11 protein-coding genes are annotated in these 22771 nt (G+C 40.3%); 2 read left to right on the plus strand and 9 right to left on the minus strand.

Annotated features, from left to right (window positions below; translation table 11 throughout):
• Positions 1-155: 155 nt before the first annotated feature.
• Genes KAN5_RS02155 through KAN5_RS02185 form a run of 7 tightly spaced genes read right to left on the minus strand, consistent with a single transcriptional unit; the run spans position 156 to position 18923 of the window.
• A complete protein-coding gene (locus KAN5_RS02155) occupies positions 156-4268 on the minus strand; it encodes a poly-gamma-glutamate synthase PgsB (RefSeq protein ID WP_244390331.1) in 4113 nt (1370 codons plus the stop codon).
• A gap of 1 nt (position 4269) precedes the next feature.
• Complete coding sequence (locus KAN5_RS02160; RefSeq protein ID WP_244390332.1) at positions 4270-8568, minus strand: hypothetical protein; 4299 nt, start codon at positions 8566-8568, stop codon at positions 4270-4272.
• Positions 8553-9320 (minus strand): hypothetical protein, encoded by a 768-nt coding sequence (locus KAN5_RS02165; RefSeq protein WP_016708877.1) that lies wholly within the window; start codon positions 9318-9320, stop codon positions 8553-8555. Before KAN5_RS02165 ends, KAN5_RS02160 begins: the two co-directional genes overlap by 16 nt.
• The gene (locus KAN5_RS02170; protein WP_138554923.1) at positions 9307-11592 is read right to left on the minus strand and encodes a hypothetical protein; all 2286 of its coding nucleotides are present in this window, start codon (positions 11590-11592) and stop codon (positions 9307-9309) included. The genes KAN5_RS02165 and KAN5_RS02170 overlap by 14 nt, the downstream gene beginning before the upstream one ends.
• The gene (locus tag KAN5_RS02175) at positions 11579-14695 is read right to left on the minus strand and encodes a poly-gamma-glutamate biosynthesis protein PgsC/CapC (RefSeq protein WP_244390333.1); all 3117 of its coding nucleotides are present in this window, start codon (positions 14693-14695) and stop codon (positions 11579-11581) included. The genes KAN5_RS02170 and KAN5_RS02175 overlap by 14 nt, the downstream gene beginning before the upstream one ends.
• Positions 14695-16677: a hypothetical protein gene (locus KAN5_RS02180; protein ID WP_244390334.1), complete on the minus strand. Its 1983-nt coding sequence runs from the start codon at positions 16675-16677 to the stop codon at positions 14695-14697. The genes KAN5_RS02175 and KAN5_RS02180 overlap by 1 nt, the downstream gene beginning before the upstream one ends.
• A 23-nt stretch (positions 16678-16700) precedes the next feature.
• A complete protein-coding gene (locus KAN5_RS02185; protein ID WP_244390335.1) occupies positions 16701-18923 on the minus strand; it encodes a CapA family protein in 2223 nt (740 codons plus the stop codon).
• A 252-nt stretch (positions 18924-19175) separates the two neighbouring features.
• Between KAN5_RS02185 and tyrR the strand changes: the two genes are divergently transcribed.
• Positions 19176-20732 (plus strand): transcriptional regulator TyrR, encoded by a 1557-nt coding sequence (tyrR, locus tag KAN5_RS02190; protein ID WP_016708882.1) that lies wholly within the window; start codon positions 19176-19178, stop codon positions 20730-20732.
• 26 nt (positions 20733-20758) lie between these two features.
• Here the strand turns inward: tyrR and KAN5_RS02195 are convergent, their stop codons facing one another.
• Positions 20759-21253 (minus strand): hypothetical protein, encoded by a 495-nt coding sequence (locus KAN5_RS02195; protein WP_138554920.1) that lies wholly within the window; start codon positions 21251-21253, stop codon positions 20759-20761.
• Between the two features lie 111 nt (positions 21254-21364).
• Between KAN5_RS02195 and KAN5_RS02200 the strand changes: the two genes are divergently transcribed.
• The gene (locus KAN5_RS02200; protein WP_016708884.1) at positions 21365-21901 is read left to right on the plus strand and encodes a thioesterase family protein; all 537 of its coding nucleotides are present in this window, start codon (positions 21365-21367) and stop codon (positions 21899-21901) included.
• Between the two features lie 45 nt (positions 21902-21946).
• Here KAN5_RS02200 and KAN5_RS02205 read toward each other — a convergent pair whose 3' ends face one another.
• Positions 21947-22600 carry an OmpW family outer membrane protein gene (locus tag KAN5_RS02205; RefSeq protein ID WP_244390336.1) on the minus strand — a complete coding sequence of 218 codons (654 nt, stop codon included), beginning with the start codon at positions 22598-22600 and terminating at the stop codon, positions 21947-21949.
• Positions 22601-22771 lie beyond the last annotated feature (171 nt).

Raw genomic sequence — 22771 nt, forward strand, 5'->3', positions numbered from 1 at the left:
TTGATAAACAGCAACTTAGTTATTTAATTATTTTTTAAATAATTTCATTTTATTTTGTTGAAGTGATTACCGTCGTTTTTGGTGTAGTACGTTCGTTTGAGAGAGGCTGCAAAGCCTAGTAATTAAGACTTTGCAGGTTTTAGGCGTGAATAGGGTTAATGATCACTTTTTTGTGAAAATGTTAGCCACCCTGGCTTTTGGTTACGATTTAACTTGGCTAAAACGGTAATGGCCTTTTCAAGAGTAATACGTTGCGTTGCGATATCTTTATAAACTTGGTTAGCAATTTTTTTACGCTTAACTGCGGCACCTGCGTCTAAGAAAGACTCCGCGACTTGGATGGCAAACCGGGTTAATGGGCCTTGCTGTTTGTCATCGGCTGGGTTACTTTCATACCGCTGATGTTTATTTAAACGTTCACTAATATGTACCAATTCCGCCTGACTATACTCATTTTGAGCATGATGTACTTTTTTAATCGCTAATAATGCATTGCTTAAATAAGTATATTCGAGATGACTAAAGCTGTTGATCAATGATAGGCGTGTTAAGGTTTTCTTAAATTGCGTTGCTGAACAGGCGTTATCTAATAAAGTGCTAACACTATCGTGGATCTTTTGCCATTGTTGCCAACTATACACATACCCTAAACCGGCTCCTTTTATATTTTGCATACCAATAACGATTTGATGGCTGTGTGGTCTCGCAAGTGATGCCAACTTGAGGGTTAACTGATTTGGGGTAACTTTAGGGTTACTGATCAATACGCATTTGCTTTTTACTAATTCTAATAATAATTTTTCAAGCTGATGTTGATGTTTCTGTAGATCGTCCAATAAAGGCTTTATTTGTTGGTAACTAATATAGTGGTTGAATACATCTAGTAAACTTGCTTGTTGCTGCTTATTTAGTGTTTTAGCATGTTTACTTAACCAGTCAGTAAACTGCTTTGTACTCACTAAACCTGTGAATTCATTCGCAGTGTAGTGGTTGCCCAATGCGGCGCTGATAATTTTGCTTAGTGCGTCCTCAGTTTTAATACAGTGTAACTGCGTGCACAATAATTCGAGTTCTTGTAAGTCATTATTAGTAATAATGCGCAGGTAACGTTCACGAAAAGCTTGTAAGTAGTAGCTGTAGAAACCATCCACATTAGTACCAATCACTACCATCTTATCAAATGGTAAATCCTCAGCGAGAATGTGAGCAAATACTTTTGAGCGAGCAACTCGGTCATTGCGGTTGTTGATCAAAGCAATTGTTTGTTTATTTGGATCATTGCTGAGGCTGAATAAATCTAATCGTCGCCAGTTCTCAATGGTAGCTAAGCGTTCATTGGCTGACATACTATTGACAAAAGACATCTTGAACTCTGCGAATGGGGCAGGGCTAAAATGTTGTAAAACACCAATGTCAGGCACAATGCGCTGTGCTGTTTCTTTAAATACAAAGTCTTTACTTAAGCCGATTTGGGCTGCCATTTTACAGACTAGCGCAATATTATCTGGGTGCTCCTCATATGGGTAAAGTGCTTTAATATCAGGGGTTATTTGATATCCTTCGCCCCAGTGTGATTGAATTAATGTGCTGTTTTTTTGTAACGCATCTTTGTCCAAAATAGGAAACATAGTTTGTTCGCTGGTAAAAACCAGACTGTTTGGCGCAATAAAATTAGCCATTTCTTTTGCGACATTAAAGCCTGTAGGCCCTAAAATATCTTCATGATCAGGGTAAGCGTTGGTAATCGTTGAGAAATTATCTTGCATCCATTGCCTGAGTATTTTTACGTAGCGTGGTGTCAGCCCCATACACTCCCAAAGAAATACATCCGCTTTTACGTTTTTAGCAAAGTGCAGGACATCACTTTGCTCCCAAATACTGGCCTTATCAAATGGCCTAAATAGTGGTACTTCAAATTGTTCGCCATTAGAGCGTGCGTAAATTAGAGTGGCTTCGCAGCCAGTTGTTTTTGTGATGACCTTAAGTGCAAGACTGCTGAACAAAGCGGCTTTTAATCGTTCAGTACCTGACTTTCCTCGTGTGCCCCAACCACCAATACTAACTGGAATTGCTCGACGATCAGCCTTAATACGGCGACTGACGCGAATGTGGCGCCCCCAAAAGTAAAGCATAAAGCCGACCACAAAGAAGATCAGCTGACCGATACTATTTTGATAGATGGAGTAAAGGTACTCTTTAAAATTCAACCAAATACTGACCAATAAAGGAGAAACACTCAGCTTGTTAAACAATTTATTGATACCAGGCTCGATGGCGAAAGAACACCCAAGTTGCTCGCCATAGGCTTTAAACTGAAAATTAAAGCCGTGTTTTTTTAGTGTGTTGAGGTAATTGTTTTGCTCAATCTCGTTGCCTTTTCGCATAGCATCTAAACTATCAAGATTAATCGTCAACCAACAATACGTTTTAATGCGTTGGAGTAATGATTTTGGTGGCGTGACTAGTAAAATACCATCGGGTGTATAGGTTTTTGCTGGCTGCTTTAAATTGTCTTGGCTTAGTGCGCTAAGTAAAAAATCAGGTAAAGGCAAATGCGGACGTGCTGAATATTCATCTGTATCAAATAATGGCTCGCCTGGCACGTTTGTGGCACTGATCTCTGCGACGGTACAACTAGGAACGTGCATAAAAGCGGAGGGTTTACGTGCTGTACTATGATTAAAGCTTTGGCGTTTGTCAGTGCTAGGGTTGCGCCATTCATGAATAAAGCGCCAAGCACGAAAGGCAAAGCGATAACCGCTGCGGATCCGCCAAGTTTGTTTATCTTTACTTACATTATAGCCTTCACTTTGCTGGGCTTTTCGGCTTAATAAACGACCTAATAATTCTTCATCTATGTCATCATCAAACTGCGATAAAGTGGCTGTATTTGGCAGTGTTTGTTCTAACTGTGCCATTTTATTTTGATGTTGAAATGCAACAAGCTGCTCTCTGGTACGGCTGATAAATCGACGAATAGCAAGCTCTGGCTCGCAGCTTAATCGTTCATTTAGGCAGTTAATGTAGGTTGTAAATACACTATCGGGTTCAGTAGTCTCTAATTGCTGATTGAGCATCATACGCGCGGTGAGCTCTAATGCTAAGCGTTTGATCGCGATACTCTCATTACCTTTGAGTAGTTGCCACCATAAATCAAATGCAAAGTGATCACTGTTTAAGCGAGGGCTACTGAGTTGTTTTACTAATGTAAAACGCACAGCATCGACCGTTTCAACTTGTAACCTAGTAGTAAGAAGTTGCTGTAAAAAGTTTAATGAAAAGTGGTTGGCTTGTTCTATGACACTTTGACGTACCCGTGGAAATCGGTGTTCGGCCAGCTCCATTAATAAGCGTTCACACAGTTGTGTGAGCTTGGTTTGACTAATTAATATTTTCGGCAGGGCTGCTAATATAAATAATCGCTGTTGCTCGTCGAGTTGGCAGTTATCATCTTGAGAAATTAACTGTTGCATAAAGGCACGAATATAAGTTGGCCGCTGGTGGATCAAAATTTCTAATATATCTAAACGAGCTAAATGGGGCGTACTGGTATCTTCTAACGCCAATACTAAGGTTTCAATCAAATTGGCACTTAGCTCAGGATCGCTATTGTGGTTATGGATCAATTGAACTTGGTTAGCGAGGGCGCGATATAAAGCATTGCGTACATGCTCGTTATCTGTTTTTGTTAATAACTGTAAAAAGAAGCTTTCTAAATTTAGCGTTTGCCATGCTTTTGCGATATCTTGCGTTGATTTTGTTAAATAACGATTACTTAAATCCCCCAGTTTACCAATTAAAAATTTAAGTGTTTGTTCAATATCAGCAACCACATCTTGGTAGCGGTTGATCACCGCTCCTTCGTCAAACCAGCGATTGAAGGCCAGTTTGTCTTGGTGTAATTGCTCTGGTGTGGCACCGAGTTGCTGAGCGTAATCTAAAATGTGAAATTCACGCTCTGCGCTTATTTCAGCATGGCTGAGCCTTTCAATAAATAGCTGATAACCAGCATCTAGCTGCTGTAAACTGTGCTGTTTATTTTCTACTTGATGGCGTAAAAATGCGATTGCTTGGCCTAATAACCAGGTATCTTGGTCTTCATCTTCAGGAATATTTTGCAGTAGTTCCCATTGTGCTAAATCATCCACTAACTGACGATATTTTTGACGATAGAGATCGAGCCAAAAGTTGGCAATGTCAGCAAACAATAAATGCTCTAAGCGGCTTTTCAGCTTGCTTTGGGTAATTGCTTTTTTTACGGTTGCCATATTAATTCTGCTCTAAAAAGTGATCGAGTTGAAGTGACTCAAAAATTATTTCGTCGTGGGAGAACACACCAAAACCAGTATCGGCTAAGTTACCGGTAGAAAACTCTAAGCTGACATTATGGTCATTTCTAAACCAGTCTTGATCCCAACGTAATTTGATCCACCCTTGCGAGAAGTCACCAAGGTGCACTTGCTTTCGCCAACCAACACTCGTTATATATTGCCACGTACTAATTGGCCGGTCCTCGTCAGCAAATTTATAATAACTGGTTATGCCAGCTTGGAAGATGTGGCCTTGGTAATATTGATTCCAAGATGCGCCAAAACGTAACATATCAAGGCTTGTCCAATCGGCATTTGAGATGCTACCGGCAAGAAAGTTGAAATAGCTATCAACCCAAGGTTGATAGCGATATTGGTATTCACCACGCCAGCCTGAGGGATGATCTTCACGGTAAAAATTATAGATATCTGAATTGAGTTTAGGGTCAAACAAAAAGTCTTCTATATCAGCACTGCTGTAGCTATAAAATGGGCTTACTTGCCATTGATGTCGGTGGCTTTCATCAACCCGCCAGATTTGACCAACTTGTACATAGGTACTTAAAGCATAGTGACTATCGCCGTTAGCTTGGCTTGGCTGCCAACTTGTTTGTAATGCACTGTCTACATACCAAGGGGTATCGTGGTCTTGCCATGAATGATAAGCGTCAATAGAGAAAAGCTCATTGTCTTGCTCGCTGAGTGAATAAGTGAGATCAAGGCGATACCAGTTTTCGTCGTCAGTTAAACGCAACCGTGCGCCAATATCAACACTGTGCCGTGTGGCAGTGGACTCACTGGATTCAAAAATACCGCGACGGTCATAATTAATAAATGCTTGCCAGCTAAGATCTTCTGGATGAAATTGAGCAACTTCAGGCTGCAGAGTGCTGGTCTGTTGCGCTAATGTGTATGTTACTACGGCAGCATTTATTGGTTGCTCAGGTTTAAAATTAGAAATCTTATGATTGCTGTCGCTGAGTTGCCAAGTATATAACCTGACGTATTTTATTTTATCTGTGCTGACCTCAACTTTACCCGCAGGGTGAAAAAAACTGCGCTCAACACGTTGCTCAAAACCATTACCCTCTGAGCTTGCAAGCATTTGCTCAAGTTTAACTAGTCGATCTGCTGGCAATTGCGCGACTAGGTGCTGCTCAGGTAGGACTGTGTAAAATAATAAGTTATTAGTCAGCGGTAAGTCATGCCAGCGATTATTGCGATACTCTTGCGCAGTGAGTGTGACAACTTGTGATAAGTAGGGATTAAGCCACTGCAATGAGATCAGGTTGTCGGTCAGCTCTGTTTTATCAAAACCAAACGTGTTTGTTTGTCCTGGCTGAACTGACCAGACTTTTTCTGTTGTCGCTAACTTAATTGCCACATTTGCAACGTTCCCTTGTGACAACTCTGCTGTAGAAAAATTAAAAACTAAGCGAATTTGTTTTGACTGAGTTTGACTTAGATCTATGTGTAAATCATGGTGAGGGCGTAGTACTAGTCCTTGTTTGTAAGTTTCTTGGGTACTTGCGCTGACTAATTGATCGCTGTAGCTGGTTTGTGCTTGTGCATCAATGGCAATAAGTTGCGTGCCCGCAAAATCAAGATAGTCATCTAATGGTACCCATTCGCCATAACTTTGTACTCGAGAAAATAGTGACTCAAGTTGCCCTGATAAACTTAGCTCTTTTACTTTTGCTAATACTTGTGTGTACTCATTAAGCGTGAGTGTTTTATTCGTTAGTTTAAATAGGGTGTTATTTAATAAATCTTGCATACTGACATTAGCGTCATATAGAAGTGCCATAAAGGGAGTTTGCCAATAAAAGTGACTAGCCATATTTTGATAATGGTAAGTCGATACCAGTGGCTGCGAGAGTACTCGGTAACTGATAACAGTTTGGTGATCACTGGATAAACGAACTGACTCGCCCGCTTTTAAGCTGATCACAGCGTCACTGGCAATAGACAGTGGCTGCGCATTAGTGAGCAAACTGTTGGCTGAGCTGACATCAGAAAAAATAGGCAGTAGAGTTTGCTGCTGTGCTTGCTTAGCAAATAGCCAGGCTACTTTATATTGACCATTTTGTACGCTATTACTACGTGCTCTAAGAGCAATTGTTAAAGGTTGAGTGTGTGCTTTAAACGTTAAAGGTTGAGTCGTATTTACAGTTATCGCTGATAACTTACCTGTTGGACTGACGAGTGTTTGTATACCTGCATGCTCAACTTCATACTCAGGCTGTTGCTGTGTTGTTTCGCTGTAGTTACGCCAGTTTAATTTGGCGAAGCTATTTTGTAATGTGGTGGTCGCAGGTAAATCATGGCTTAGCCACAACGCGAGTAGGTTCTTTTGTTGTTTAATGGCAAGCGAGATCAGAATATCACGACATGGTGTCAGTAGTTGTAATGCATTCGCGCATAAACCTTGTAACTTATAATCTTGCTCTAATGCTTGATATTGTAATAACAGAGCATTACCCGCATAGCGTTTGAGCGTGAGGTTTTGAGTGCTTTTATAAAGTCCTTCGTGATAGCTTTTTGCTAATGCCGTACGTCCTTGCGTGTTGAGTATTTTAATTCGTAATTGCCATGCTTTAATCGCTATGTCGGTGTCTGTCACATTTACTAATGTCTTTATTATTTGCAGCGCTTGTAACGGCTTTGTAGCCATTAAGTATTCAGCCTCACCTAGTTGATGTTGCCAGTGCAATGTATCTGTTGTATTTGCTTGTTCGGTGTCATATTGCGGGTTATAGGGCACTAATGAATCAATAAACTCATTACCTATTTGATTAACTTGCTGATTTAAAAGAGACTCAATAACTGAACTGGTTTCTTTTAAAGTACCTGCTTGGGCATAAAGTAATTCATTATTTGGTAATGCTAACAATTGATCACTTTGCAATGCATATTCGATAGGCTGGCGTTGTTGCTGTAGGTTTTGAATGGTTAACTCAGTGTTTGTTAAAGGCACCTGCAATTCAAAAGCGGCAAAGTGTTCGCTTTTACCTAGAGTTAAATGCCACTCTAAGTTACCACTGGTGACTAACAATTGTGTATCAATATTGCTGCGCGCGTGCAGGGTGAGGGTGGATCTAACCCGTTGCTTAGTTGTGAGTGAAAAATGATGTTGCTGCTCTAAAGTGTGTACGGGAGCATACTCCTCTGATAACACAGGGTAGCTTATATCATCGACTAGACGCAGGCTCGCTAAGCTATCAAAGTGCTTAAAATGACTTTTAATAGTGACCTTGCCTTGGGTATCCGGTGTTAGGAAGTCACGGGATGAAATACTCGAAAGTAGATCTTGATAGCGACGCTGTGCAAGTAAATCACCTTGTTGATAGGCTGAACTGGCAAGTTGTGACAAGTCGCGTTGCAGGTAAATCGTTTTTAGGGTGTCGTCTAGATTATTGACCCAATACGGCTGAAAAAGTGATTCTTGTAGCTTGTCCATTGCCTGATCATCGTAAATTCCTCTGTGGCTTTGCTCGAGTTTGATATAAGCATCGGCTTCACTGTTTATTGTCAAGTATTCACCTTTGCCGATTGCTAAATAATCAGTATTGGCAAGACCTACTTGTAAACTTTTATACTCGCTAGCGCGACTTGCAATAACGCTAATAACACTAACGGGTTGATCATTAACATACGCATAAACTTTGCCATTACGATCTTTAGTGAGTAAATCTTTGCGAACGGATAATTTTAATTTTTTACCATTTGGGAAGTACAGTTTTACTGCCTCCCCAGCTTTAAAGTGATAATAGTGCTCAACATTTTGACCGTATTGGAAGCGAGTTGCTGCTCTTGGTAATTTTACTGCACGGCGAAAGCTATCACGATGGCGATTTGTCTCACCAACCATTGCCGCTAGAGTGGCGCCTTCATCAAGGTGATTGGTGATCTTTAAAATCCGGTTATAGGATACGCTGGGTAATTGGCACTTTGCTTGTTCACAGATAAAGTCACGGTTAAGATTCAGTCTTTGTTGAGCCAGATGGCTGGTTCCAGAACTAAAAATAAACGAATTAAACGTATTGCTATCAAGTTCTAACCATTGCCCTTTAGCTAACCAAAGGTATTGTGTTTGTTGTGCTTCAAAATACCGAGCTTGTTGAGTTTCAGCCAACTGAACTTGCGGCGTTAGATTAAGCCAAATAGGTGAGCTTAAAAAGCTGTCATTAGAGGCCGAACTCGTTGGGCTGAGCATAACTAATAAACTGAAAATAAAAGCAATTATAGCGTAATGCATGTTTTAAACTGACTCATTAAATTAGGCTGTTGCATAAGTTGTGTACGCACAGTGCTACTCAACTCAATATGAAAAAACTCACTATTTTTTGGTGCTATTTGGTTTAAAATATTTTTTGTACCGCCAAGCTCGGTGACTTCTAAGGGATATACGCGGCTGGTTAACTGTAATTTTTCTTTTAAACATTGGCTTATGTATTGCAATTTAGCGGTTGCAGGCCGACTCCCTTGGCTAATAATAACATCACTGCTGCGGCCTTGTTTCGTGCGACGCTTTTTTGCATCAAAGCCATGTATTTGATAAATCATGACCTTATCAACAGTACTTGCATAGCTTTCAATAAAGGCATTTGTCACACTGTAGCGGTGTTTGCCAAGATCGCTTTTTTGTCCATCTTGGGCGTTTGTATTTCTGTGTACGGTATTTGCCAAAAAAACCTGACAATCCCCTAATAGGGTGATGGCAATATCATACGTGTGTTTGTCATAAAAACGGTGTGGTGCATAGGCAATACAAGGTTGACCGCTAGGCTGATAATGTATTTCACCGGCTACAAGTAAATTAGTTTTATCTTTAAGTGTTAAAGATGAAACTAAGTCATTATTTTGCCCTAAACTTTTTTGTACATGCAGCCACTGAGTAAGTTGATTTTTTGTGCTTGTATACGCCTCACTAGTGGAAATCTGTTGGGCGTGAGTTTGACCAGTTAACGATACTAAAATAGCAGCGAGTAGTGATTTATAACACATCATCGTTCCACCACCTTATTTTTACTTCTTCATTGCTGTACTCTTCCAATATAGCAATCCACACCGTTTTATTACTGGTAAAAGTGACATTATTTAATGCGCGAATATCGGCATTAATTTGTTGAGTCACCGCAGGGTAAGCAAATAATTGACTATCTTTAGGGTGAATTAAAAACGCTTCACTTAAGTTGCTTGGAAGCAGTTGCAAACGTTTATTAGTAATACTGTATTCGTGGGTTAAACCACCGTGATATTTAGCATTTTGTGTAACATCGATAATAATTTTTTGCTTAGCATTATGGCTATACGTTTTTAAGACAATACTGTGCGGACGAAGTGTTGGATACGTTAATTTTAGCGGCTTGTTGGCAGTAAGCTTATATAATCGTTGCTTTATCCACGGACGTTGCCCTTGCCAGTTTTGATATATCTTTTGCGCACTATTTTCAATATTTGCCAATTGTTCAAAATCAGTCTCTTTTAATGCAACTTCTTTGGCTGCGTGCGCATTTAACTGATAAACCACATTGGCAGTAGTGGTACTTGGGGCACTGGCCGCCATTTGAACTAACTGTGCTTTAGTTTGTTTTTTACTTAACAACGCAAAATGAAAGGGTGTTGGCTCAGTGCTTGGTGCAAAGTATTTTGTAGGGCTATTAACCAGAGCGACATTGGAAATCGGTAATTGTTTAAAAAGCTCTCGAGATTGATAGAAGGTATCTTCAATTAAGATCGCTGGCGGCTCTTGAAACACCCGAATATTGATATAGCTGTCTTGCTCAATAAAGGCATAATGGTTATCTGCTTGTTGCTCATACCAGGCTGCAATATCATGGAACTCTAAATTGTCTAAACACACGGAATGACATAGCGTACGCTGATAGTTAAATTGCCTACTTCGAGATTTAACCCGTACGAGTAATGGTTGCTTTGTCGTGATTTCTAATGCGCTTGCGCGTTCATTAACACGTAAATAAAACTGATTAGCTTTAGGGACTTTTTCCCGTTGCGTGGAATCTAAAATAACCCGATCATAGCTCGATATTTCATCATTATAGGCAACAGTAAAGGTATCGATTGGCTGATTATCTTGGTCAAATACGATCACGCTTGCGTGCCCTCTGCTTGCGGATCTAAGGTCAATATTAATATCGCTATTTGCTTCAATCGTATAGCGTGCGGTTAATGATTCAGTTATTTGATAATAACCGTCTTGTGCTGTGGTCATCGGCAGGTGTGAATTAAAAGACCAATTACTTAATAGTGGGTCACGACTACATATAGTTACTAAACCGCTATCTAAAGGCGCTGTTATAAAGGTTAATGGCTGTGCAGTCTCTTTATAGTTGACTTTTTTAGGCGCAGTAAATTGGCTCGAATCGTACCAAGTAAGGTTTATGTCCCCCGCGGTATTGAGGCTAAAAACAAGTGAATCAGGCTGCTCTAGCGTTATGCTGGCACATAATGTCGCATCGGTATAATAGTCATTTAAATTGAGCTGTTGTTGCGAGAAATCATAGGTCACCACATTATATGGGAGTGTTTCATATAAAATGTCGGCCTTGAAATCAATCCCCGGAATGCCTTGTGGCGCCAGCTTTAGCCAAGAGTAAGTAACTGCGTTATTTATTTCGGTAGTGGAGAGGGCATTAACCCCAACGCTATGATAGGCGCTACTACGCTCCCTGCGTTCTAGTGGTAATTTCAACCAGGCACTGTATTTATCATCACTATTGTTTAAGGTTTTAGCATGCACCCTGACCACCACACCCATTACTTGTGTGTCTTCGGTGATGAGTTTTAATGATATGCTAGCCACCTTGTCTAATTGGTCTTGACTCAGATAAAAGGATTGACCAGAAGAGACTAGTAAAGCTTGGCGATCTTCAATTATTTGCTTTATTTGCAGGTCATTATTATCTGGCGGTGTTAACTTGGACGCATGATGATAGATATGGCTGCTGATAACTTGCTTCTGTTCGTTTAAAAATGTGTATTCAATAGCGTAGTTAATCGGCTTATCTAAACTCGTTGGCTCAGAAAATATCGCGTTTGATAACACGCGAATTGAATGCGTTCTAGAACGAGAGAATGAAAATACCAACGGTTTTTCAGTGCTTAACCATTGAACATTGGAGCGGGTTTCTGTATCTGAACGGCTGGTAATTGGTTCAGCTGATTTTACCCACAGGTAAAAGCTAAAGATGGCAAAGCCTACCCCAAAAACGAGCGCAAGTAAGATGAGTAATTTTAAGAGTCGCTTAATAAATTGCATACGAGCCCTCAATCATCATAGTGTTAAAACGGGTCTGGTCAGTGAGTCGATTGGTGATCGGATTAAAAATCGCCAATAGCTTATCGTGTTGTCGAATTGCTAGCGCATACTCTTGGCGTCCTTCAAACATGATTGTTTGTAATTTACAGCCAGTGAAAGGTTTACACAGTTGCGCTAAAGCAGTTAAGCGCCGTGAACTGGCGTATTGGTCAATCGCTTTTGTAAAATGGCTCCGTTGTTGTGGACTTAGATCTTGCCAATCGGCTGGAGATAATGTGGTGATATTTATCATCTTAATAGTCGGTAAGGCAGAAATAGCCAGCAACCGCTGTAATAGGCTTTGCTGATTCACTGAAAATTGCTGTTTAAAGTCAGATGCAAGCCACAAGGTTGCTAATTCACTATGGGGAGCAAATAGTTGATAGCCAGATTGTGCAGAAGTGCCAAGTTCCAGTCCTCGTGTTGCGGTTTGACCGCTTACAACTTGGTAATCAACCGCTAAATTTTGCAAGCTATTATTCAGTGTTTGCAACAACGACTGGTGTTTGCTATTTGATTGCGTAAACTCAAAGGCAAGCGCACTGGGTCTGATCCAAGATGGGGCACTGTGGCTGCGGATTTGTAAGTTCATAATTTTTTGGTTTTGGCTAAAGCGCAAATAGCTTTGATGCACCACATTAAATAATGAATCAACATTATTAGGCGATAGCACATTCGCTTTTGGGTGTGCGTAAGGGTGAGCGCCGGCTATCAATAAGTGCTCTGCATTACTGTTGATAAATAATTCAGTGGCAAACTTCAAGGTATTGCTTTCAAAAATTGGCCGAGGAACTTCAATATTAAGTTGGACACTTTTATTGAGGCTGATGATATAAAAACCCTGTCCATACTCTAAAGCAGGCCCATTTAAAGTGGGGGCGATGAGTAAAAAACGGCCTTGGGCGTTAGTCAATAATGTGAGTTCATAGCCCATCAGTTTAGCTGTTGCATTGACTTGATTTAATTGGTTTATGATGTCCTGATCAACGGTTTGTTCCGTTATCATGGCTTTCAAGCGGTATAACGGGTGTAATATTTCAAATTCCCATAGTGCGGCTTGATTTATAGTCAATGGTTGATAGCTACCACTGCCTTTGGCGGTGATATGTTGTGAGAATAATGTGACAACTTCACTGAGACTTTGCGCTGATTCGTTAACTGCATTTTTTTCATCATTACTTTGCATCCGAGATACATTTGCTAACAGGGTTGTGTAATTATCACTGTTTAAAAATGCTTCAAAGAGTTGTCCATCAAATGTTGGCGTGGGTAACGAGCTTGAAGTTGCTTGACCAAAAAAAGTGTCTTGGTGACCCAATAATTGTTGGAGCAAACGCTGACTTAAGGAACTTGGTAATTGGTTATAAATCCAATATTGGCTGGTGGCACCTAAGCTGGTTTTTGCTAATAAACGGCTAGTACGGTTATTGACTTCACGTATTTGAAATAACTGTTCGCCTCCCATCGCTTCAATAAAGGCTAAGTAATAAGGGCTTTGCTCATTATTATGAGTTAGCTCTGCGGTGGGGGTTGCGCTGGTGCCAAATACCAAAGCTCGGCTGTTAAAATGTGCAAAAATAAGGCCAGCAGAATCACTGGCTAAACTTTCAGACGTTGGAAATGGTACGGTTACTATAAATTCAGCAGCGGGCTTTCGAGCAATTATAAATAGCCCTCGTTGTGATGTTTTCCGGGCATCACGAATATAAATATAGTGTTCATCATACTGCAATTGAAAGTCGAGCTTTGCTAAACGTTGTGTGTTTAGTTGCACGTTTTCTAGTTCGTTAGGGGCTTTGTTTAGTTCGTAAATTGCTTGCTTAAAATTATTTTTATCTTGGCTTGCTTGATAGCTACTGATGTCAATCTGCGCTTTATCTTTAGTATACAGGTAACTTTTATATTCACTGATCTGTTGGCCAAGCGCACTGACTTTTACTGTGCTTTGTAGTTCTTTAATGTCTGTTGTGACGAACAGTGATGGAATAAACATAATAATAAAGCCGATCACTATAGCCAGCGCGCCGCCAACAATAGAGGTTTGAAAGGTGGCACGTATCACTAATCCAAGTGCACTTTTTTGGTATATTTTTAGCGCGAGCAGAGTCGATAACATATAACCGAATGCAAATGTATCGGTTACTTTTATTTCAGGGTAATAGTGCACTACAAAGTAATTTAAAAATAGCTTATATATAAAGCCGATGTTGAAAAAGAATAGCAGTAATCGCGCCCCCTCAATATTGGCATTACGTAGTCGGGTGAAATTTAATAATGCAGCGCCAATGATCAAAATAATCGCCGTTTCTGCAAATGAGGTGAGTAACTTTGTTGGCTGCATTAGCTGTAACGCTAATAACGCAGGAAGCATAATGCCATTAAACTCCCAGCCATACTTTATATTGGCGCGAGACGCAATAAAAGCAGTGATAACTAAAATAATGTAGGCCTTGGGTGCCGCGATAATTGATGCCGCAACCGCCTCATACATAATCGCAAGATTGGCGATGCTAAAGTTGGTCATTGGCATCAATACAAAGCGAACAAGTAAAAAGGTAATAAGAAGCTGTACTAGTGTTACTTTCATGCCATATTTGAAGCCACCGTTCCACATTACATTAGCGGTCAGGGCAATGATCACTAAGCCTAGAGAATAAAGTTGCGATGAGTAATCAAAGGTTATATCCCAGCCGCTGAGTACATTAGCAATTAAAGGCCAAAATAAGGTGTCCATAATGACGCGTACTAAAATACTGATCAGAATAATGGCAAAAAAACGATCGCGACCAAACATTTCTGCATAGCCGAGTTTTTGCATTAAGTACTTAGCGGTGAATAACATTATCCCGTAGACCACCACAGCCTCAATTAAAATAACTGCGGCCGAAGTTGGACTGACGATGAGTAAAGGGACCAAATAACCCGGTACCACGAGGCCGGTAAGTGGGAAGCCAAAGCGTAAATTCAGCAAACATACAACGGCAATCCCTATCCATACAGTAGTGATAACTGATTGGCCTAAACCACCGCCTGATGGGAATAACTGTAAGATAAAGTCGCCCACTAGTTAGATGGCTCCATCAAGTTACTAGCATAGTATTGCTGTTGTTTACATAAAGAATCACACAGTTGTTTACTATTGGGCATTTGCTCAATGAAAAATCCAATATCGATAAATTCAAATAGAATACCTGATACTTGGAAGGGCTCACCTGAAGCACTTTGTACTTGGCTTGAGTCCACGGTTCTTACATTGAGGATGTAAGTTTTTTCATCTAGCTGAGCTTGTACATAAATGTCACCTTTTTGTAAGGTGATAAACCGCAGTTTACCTTTTGCTGTTTCGGTATCTAAATCGGTAACCAAACACAGCAAATCTAGTGCAGTCATATCAAAAATAGAAAACTGATGCATGGCAGCTAATTTTTCTAAAGATTGATTTATTTGCACTACTTGACCAAATAAATTAAATAATACGGTGGCAGAGCGAATGTTATTAAACACGTGCTCTAAAGTTGTCAGTTTCTGTTCCATTTCAGCGATAGATGTTTTGACCTGTTGGCTTAATGGCTCTTGTAATTTTAATGTCAGTAGCTGTGATATAGCGCTATCACTGGTATTACTTTGTGCCTCATAAATTCGGTAGTGGAACAGCAGCTCACCCACCTGACCGGCAAAAGCATTTACATTACGCTCAAACGCCTGTTGATTAAATTGGTTATCAGGAATGACCGTCATTGCCCAGAAACCTCGCACGTCACCTGCATACATTAAAGGTACGATATATTGTAATTCGCCTTCGCTAAGCTCAGTAAAAAACGGTCTGTTAATGGGGACTACACCAAACTTTTTTAATGCATCAGAATAAGGGGCACGTTTATAATCACGGCGCAATTCTTTAATATCACTGAGTTGGCAATTTACAGCTCGTATTTCTATAAGTCGGTGATCGCCTTCCTTTCGTGCTAAAAAAATCGATTTATTTAAGGCTAGTTGTTGTGTGACCAAACGAATAATGGCATCCCAAGGTGAGCTTTGAGCGATAAATGACTTTGGTAAATAACGGCCAGCCATTTTTTGCTGAATATTACCTATCATGCTAGTGAGCTCGCTGTCCTCGTTTAGCTTTCTCACTAGGATAACCCATAACAAGGTGATGAAAGTAAAAATGGTCATTTGACCGACAGGTAAGAATAACTGTTGGAATACAAGCATAACGTAACCTAATGCAAACCAACATATACTAGCCAAAACTGTAAGCACAAAACTGTAGCTAATCGATAACTTTTGAAATGCAAATAGCATCAGTAAAGCAATGCTCAACAATAACAATGTACTTTGCCATAAGGTGAGGGTAAATACGCTGTTTTGTTTATCAAGCGTGTCTGCAATATAGGCTGTTAACAGCAAATAATTTGTGCTGTGCTGTAGTTTCGGAGCATTTAGTTTTACCCCTAAACCAGCATTGTGTTGGCCGAGAATAATGATCTTGTTTTGCAATTGACTCGCCATCAGATCCATTGTCATTAGCCGAGTTGCAGAAAACTTCGGTAGCGCCGCAGGGGATAGGGCAAAATTAAGCAGTACATTGTTATTGCTATCAATGTAAGGGAATACAGCAGGCCAAATAGCTTGGCATGGGCTGTCTGTCATCGGAGCTAATTCTACGTTATAGCCTGACCAGTCATTAATTGGCGGCAAACAATAGCGATTCTTGGGGTGAGGATAAAAGACCTTAATGGGATTAGTGCTATTGGCGGTATTAGCATTTAATTGTTCATTAGCAAAAACCAACACAGCTTTGGGCTGGTAGCTTAATAATTGTTGCACTAATTGATGGTGCTCGGTGCTGAGGTGATCGCTTTCAATGATCACAATATTACTTTGCTGGCTTTGGCTCAAATTTGCTAAGCGGCTGTAAAAAAAGGCATCTGCAGAATTAAATAATGAAAATGCATTTGTAAGGATTACAATGATAAATAGACAAATAATTAACCAAAAAGTACGTTGTCGCTTGAGTAGAAAAAACTGCTGTTTAAAAGCCACGGTTCACTCCAAAAAGAATACGGTTAATTATAAGTACTGTACGTTAACTTAAGTGTAGCAGTAGACACTGAATTTAAACGTAAAAAATCAAAACCATGGAGTTTTTCTGTACGCCACATAGCCTCAGTTAAGGCTATTTTTTGCTGCCATGAGATCATGGCTAAATCATCTAAAGCTAAACTGGCTTCACCACTACTAGGTGGAAAATGACGAAACGTAACTTTAATGCCTCGCGCTGGTAATTGTTTAGGGCCTAAAGTGAGCTCATCGGATGGTAGCGAAAAGTCATAATTGAATGCGTGCCAGTCGTGGCTTCCAGCAGGCTGAATGTCAATAAGTTGCGTTGAAAACTCGAGACCATCTTCGGCAGTAGTAAAAACGAGTTTAACATCCAGTTTTCCTGCATTGTCAGCATGGCTATAACCAAATAAGCTGAAATCTTTAAATACATCAAGGGAACCGGCATCATTGGGTAATTCCATAGCACGAATGGTTTGTCTAAATGGTAGCAATGATGGGGTATTGTCGAATTGGCTGCGCGAGGAGCATAGCCCTTGTTGTCCTGAACGAGCTTTGCTAATACAGGGAGTAACACTGTCACCACTATGATCCCAACGCACTACTTCTAACTGCTCATCATCATTATCCCAATCTTCAAAGTCACCGAAAATCATTAAATCACGCCCTAGGGTGATATCACTGGCCGTGCCATCAATGATTTCGATTTTAGATAAAAATGCTTTTGTTGATGGCGCAAAGTCACGTAAATCAATAATACTTTGCCCAGCAGAGAGGGTGAGGGTTGTACTGTGTTCTGTGACTGTAGCCTGATCTTTACTAAATAGCACATCAGCATAGCCGTTACGTGGGATCAGAGTAATATTGTTATCAGAAAATTCAGCTAAGCGGCGTGATAAATAATCACTTAAAAAACCATTGATAAACTTAGGTTGATACCCTTCCACATAAATAGGGTACGCAAATGCCCGCGAGGTCATAGGGGTGGCATCTTTGTTTATATCCACTAACACCGCAACCCCAAGTAAGGTTTCTAAACGATCTTGATCGAATACAAAATTACCTAGTCCTAAAATAGCCGGTACGTCATTAAACACTGCAAACCCTTGAGCAATATGCGGGTGATGCGCGACTAATAAGTTAGTCTCTTGTTTGGATAGCGCATTAAAGCGACCTTCTATGTACCCACTTGGCTCATAAGTGTATTCATCACCGCCATGCATTTGGGCGATGACATAATCACTGTTATTCGCAGCTTCGCTGAGGTAATTAGCGACTAATGCTGTTTCTGTTAAATCGGCAGCCCCCCCTTTAGTTGCATCACTAACATAACTAACCTGATGCTCTTTACCAGTAATCGAGGTTGCTGAAAATAGCCCTAGCTTTAGAGTACCTACATCCATATATTCAGGTTGATAAGCACTCGCTATCGTTTTACCTGCGCCACTGTGTGCGATCCCAGCACTGGTTACTTCAATTAACGTATCGTCTAAGCCATCTTCTAAAAAGTCGTAAACGTGGTTATTACCTAGCGCAACATAATCTATTCCGATCGCCTTTATCCCTTCAAGCGTCTCTGGTAATGAGAAAAAGCTAAACTCTTTAGTTGGGTGTACTGACTCTGGCGTGCTGGTTATGGGGGTTTCTAAGTTTACCGAGGCGAAATCAGCGGCTTTAAAGAAAGGCGCAACAAATTGCGTTAAGGCTTGCGCATTTTCAGCGGCAGTTGCTGGGCGGATCAGCGCGCCTTCGATATCAGGTATATCGGCTGTCATAGTTGCTAATGAAGGATCTAAAAAGCGACGAGCAAACATGGTATCACCAGCAAAAAGTAAGCTGACAGCATTGCTTGATTTAGGCACCAAGGTGAGCTGTTGAGCCGTGTTATTATTAATAACACTAATAGTCGCTGCGATAGGGAAATAATTGTCATCAGCAATTATTAATCGATGATTACCCATAATTATGGCGGAGTAGTTTATGTCGCCATTCACATCGGTTTGGTATGTTTTACCAGCAAAATTAACGGTTAATGCAGCAACGCCATTGCCTTGTTCATCAACTATTGTAATTTTACCATTGAAGGTTTGCTTTAAATAATCATCACGTTGTAGTGCTTCATTATTTTGTGCTTGTGTATCACCGGAATCATAAGGCTCTTCAACCTTGCAGCCGACGATAATTAAGACCAATAGAGCAGAAAAAAGGACGCGTATTTTAACTTTCAAATTGGCCTCATTATCAATATGGTTACATTACATACTACATTTTCATTATACTTGTGTTGTGCCAAAATCATATTAGCCAAGTATCTGAGTATTTCTTTTATAATTCATACTAAACTATAGCTACTTTGCAGCAATTTGAGGCTTTTATTGCATAGTTTTTTCATTTGTCCAAAAATCTTTACAATAGACTATCCTCAGTAGTGGAGTTCGCGTATTATTCGCGACATATAGGTTTTCTCTTTTGAGGGTGTAATGCGTTTAGATATCCATTGTGCAGATCGTATTGGTATTGCACAAGAAATACTCAATATTTTAGTGAACTATCAAGTCGATCTTAAAGGTATTGAAGTCGATTCTGTAAACTGTCGTATGTATGTGAGTTTTCCGCCAATAGAATTTGAGCAATTTCAAAAAATCATGCCTTCGATTCGGTTAATTGATGGCGTGCATGATGTACGTACCACAGCATTTTTACCTTCTGAGCGCGAGCATAATGAGCTTAATACGTTATTGCGGGCATTACCTGACGGGGTTATTTCAATTGACGCCAAAGGGTGGGTGAGACTTTGCAATGATGCGGCGTGTAAAGACTTACAGTTGAGTGAGAAAGAAGTTATTGGCTCAAATATTAATAACTTGCTCAAAGGTTTTAACTTTACGCGTTGGTTAGAGAGTAAAGAAGTATTAGGGCAAACAACCCGCGTTGAAGTGGCAGGGGAAGACTTTATTGCTGATATTTTACCGATCGCAGTGCCTCAAGGAAACGACGGAGATGTATTAGCCGGAGCGGTGATCAATATCAAATCGCAAAGTCGTTTAGGTCAGCAAGTGAGTGCGTTTCGCCGCTACGGACAAGAAAGCTTTGCGACAATCCATAACTTTAGTACTGCAATGCGCCGAGTCGTGCGTGAAGCGAGAAAAATGGCACAGCTTGAAGCGCCTATTCTTATCACTGGTGAAACAGGTACAGGTAAAGAGTTATTGGCACGTGCTTGCCATTATGCATCTAACCGTTCAGTAAAGCCTTTTATTGCCTTATCGTGTGCCTCTTTGCCTGATGATGTAGCTGAGTCTGAGTTGTTTGGTTACGCAGGTTATGAAGAAAATGCTGCCCCAAAACGCGGTGTACTTGAACAAGCCGATGGCGGCACCGTATTTTTAGACGAAGTAGGTGAAATGTCTACTCAACTGCAAACGAAGTTACTGCGCTTTTTACAAGACGGTACCTTTCGTAAAGTGGGCGATGAAAACGAAGTAAAAGTAAATGTGCGAATTATTGCTGCTACACAAAAGGATTTGCCAGCAATGGTACAAGAAGGCGTATTTAGAGAAGATCTATATTATCGTATCAATGTACTCACTCTAGAGATCGCTCCTTTACGAGATAGAAAAGCTGATGTTGGCCCATTAGCTGAACATTTCATTCAAAAATATGCTCAGCAAAATGGTCATGCCATTCCTGAGTTATCAGCAGAGTGTTTGTCTTTTCTGCAAGAGTATCCGTGGCCTGGTAATGTGCGCCAGTTAGAGAATGCGATTTATCGGGCAGTTTCTTTATTAGATGATAATGAGCTGCGGGTTGAACATTTACAATTACCTACATTCACTCATGACTTAGGCTATTTGGAATCGGATTTTGAAGGGTCGTTAGATCAAGCCGTAAAGCGCTTTGAGGCAACATTATTACGTAAGCTTTACCCTGCCTATCCAAGTTCTCGGCAGTTAGCTAAACGGTTAGGCTTAAGCCATACTGCCGTGGCGAATAAGCTTCGCGACTATGGCATTAATCGCAAAACGGTAAAAGTTTAACTGCGCGGTTAAATTAAAGACATGGGTTACTGCTTGGTGCCCATGTCTTTGGTAACACCATCAATGGCAATATTATCAATACCGTCACCTTCAGGATTAAATTTAATAACGATACTGATGTTATTGCGGGCGAAAAAGTAGTCTTTATTATCTAGGCTAATCACATAATCTCCTTTTACAGGTTCTTTGAACTGGCGTTTTTCTAACTTGATAGTGTGCTCACCAATGTGCCAAGTAAAACCTTCAAAAAAACCATTATTAAACTCTTGCACCCAGACTTGTTGATCATCTTTAGCGAGGGTTATTGCAATAGAATAAGATTCCGGTAATGCCATTGCATAGGTTTTGCTGCCGATGGTAAATTGTTCGTCAGCTTGTTGCCAATTAAAACCAAATTCAAATGGTTTTTCAGCCCCCGTTGGGTAACTGATTGTGCCTGTGCCGGGGTAGTTAAAGTCAGCCCACGCGCTGTTGCAGCACAGTATTAGCAAAAAACCAAAAGAGAAAATAACTTTGTTCATTATTATTGCTACTTTTTTTATGATTATGAACTGTGAGATTAGAGCAGAATATTCTCCAATGCAATACGCTATGCTACACTCAGTTTATTGTTAACTGGTAAGACCTTTATTGTGAACTTATATTTTCGCCTTTTACTATTGTTTTTTAAAATCAAACGCAACCGTGATTATCAATCACTGTTAGACACAGTTGATATTGAATATAAAGCGCTACCGAGTGATTGTGATATTAATTTGCACCTGACCAATTCCCGTTACTTGGCGATGATGGATTTAGCGCGCACTTGGATGACTGAGCGTGTTGGTTTACTCAGCACAATTATGAAAAAGCGCTGGTTTCCTATTGTGAACGCCACGGCGATTACCTATATTCGCGATATTAAGCCCATGCAGCGTTACACGATTAGTACTCGTTTGGTTGGCTGGGACCATAAATACTTTTATATCGAGCAAAAATTTCACTCAGCGCGCGGCCTACATGCGATTGCGTATGTGAGAGGGGTATTTAAACGTAAGCGTGGTGTGGTGAGCATAGAAGAAATGTTAGAGGCCGCTAACTTTGATGGCGTTGCGCCAATTTTGCCACCAGAGGTAATGCACTGGAAAGAAATGTTAGAGCAGAAAAAAATAACAAATCTTCCCAGCTAAGGTGGGTTTGACATAAAAGGCCTCTGAGCCTTTTATGTTAACGACTTAAAAAGCGTATTTTATCCCTAACATGGCAACCACGGGGTCAATTTTCACGGTTGATGTTAATGCTTTTACTCCATCAGCGTATACCGCAGCATCGCTTTCAATATCGATCACTGAAACCATTGCATGGACTCCCCAGTTTTCATTCATCATATAGTTAAAGCCTGCTTGCGCTGCAAAACCGAATGAATCATCCAATTTAACTTCTACGTCATCAGTACCTAATGTTGCTTTGAGTGCATCTGTTGGTTGCTCATCAAAAAATACAGTATAGTTTATACCTACACCAACAAATGGGCGAAATGCATCGCTGCTATCGAAAAAGTGATATTGGGCAAATAGTGTAGGGGGTAACTGTTTGATATCTGCTATCTTGTTACCTGCTAAACCACCGGTACCATTAACATTATGGTCAAATGGTGTTGCTGCAACCAGTTCAAGCACCCAGTTGTCATCAAAAGCATAATCAATGGTTATACCAAGCTGTGTATCAGCACCGCCTTTTAAGCCAAGCGTAGGTGCTTCATTTATTGCTGAACTACTGTTGTCAGGGTCAACACTTATAGCACCTACATTTACGCTAAAGTTTGCACTGGCAAAAGGAGAAGCGATTAAAAGTGAAGTAAATAACGCTGCGCTAAGTTGTTTTTTCATGCTGTTCTCCGGGAACTCTATTTTTTGAATTGACGCTATTATCAATGAATCTCAAAACAAAAAGATGTTCTAGATCAAGCTTTATAAAGCTGTAAAACAGTGTTATTTAATATTTTGATTTAGATTAAAGTTTTACTCGGTTGTACTTAAAAAGTATTGACGCGTATTTGT

This window comes from Pseudoalteromonas sp. KAN5, from assembly GCF_022846535.1.
GTDB classification, from domain to species: domain Bacteria; phylum Pseudomonadota; class Gammaproteobacteria; order Enterobacterales; family Alteromonadaceae; genus Pseudoalteromonas; species Pseudoalteromonas haloplanktis.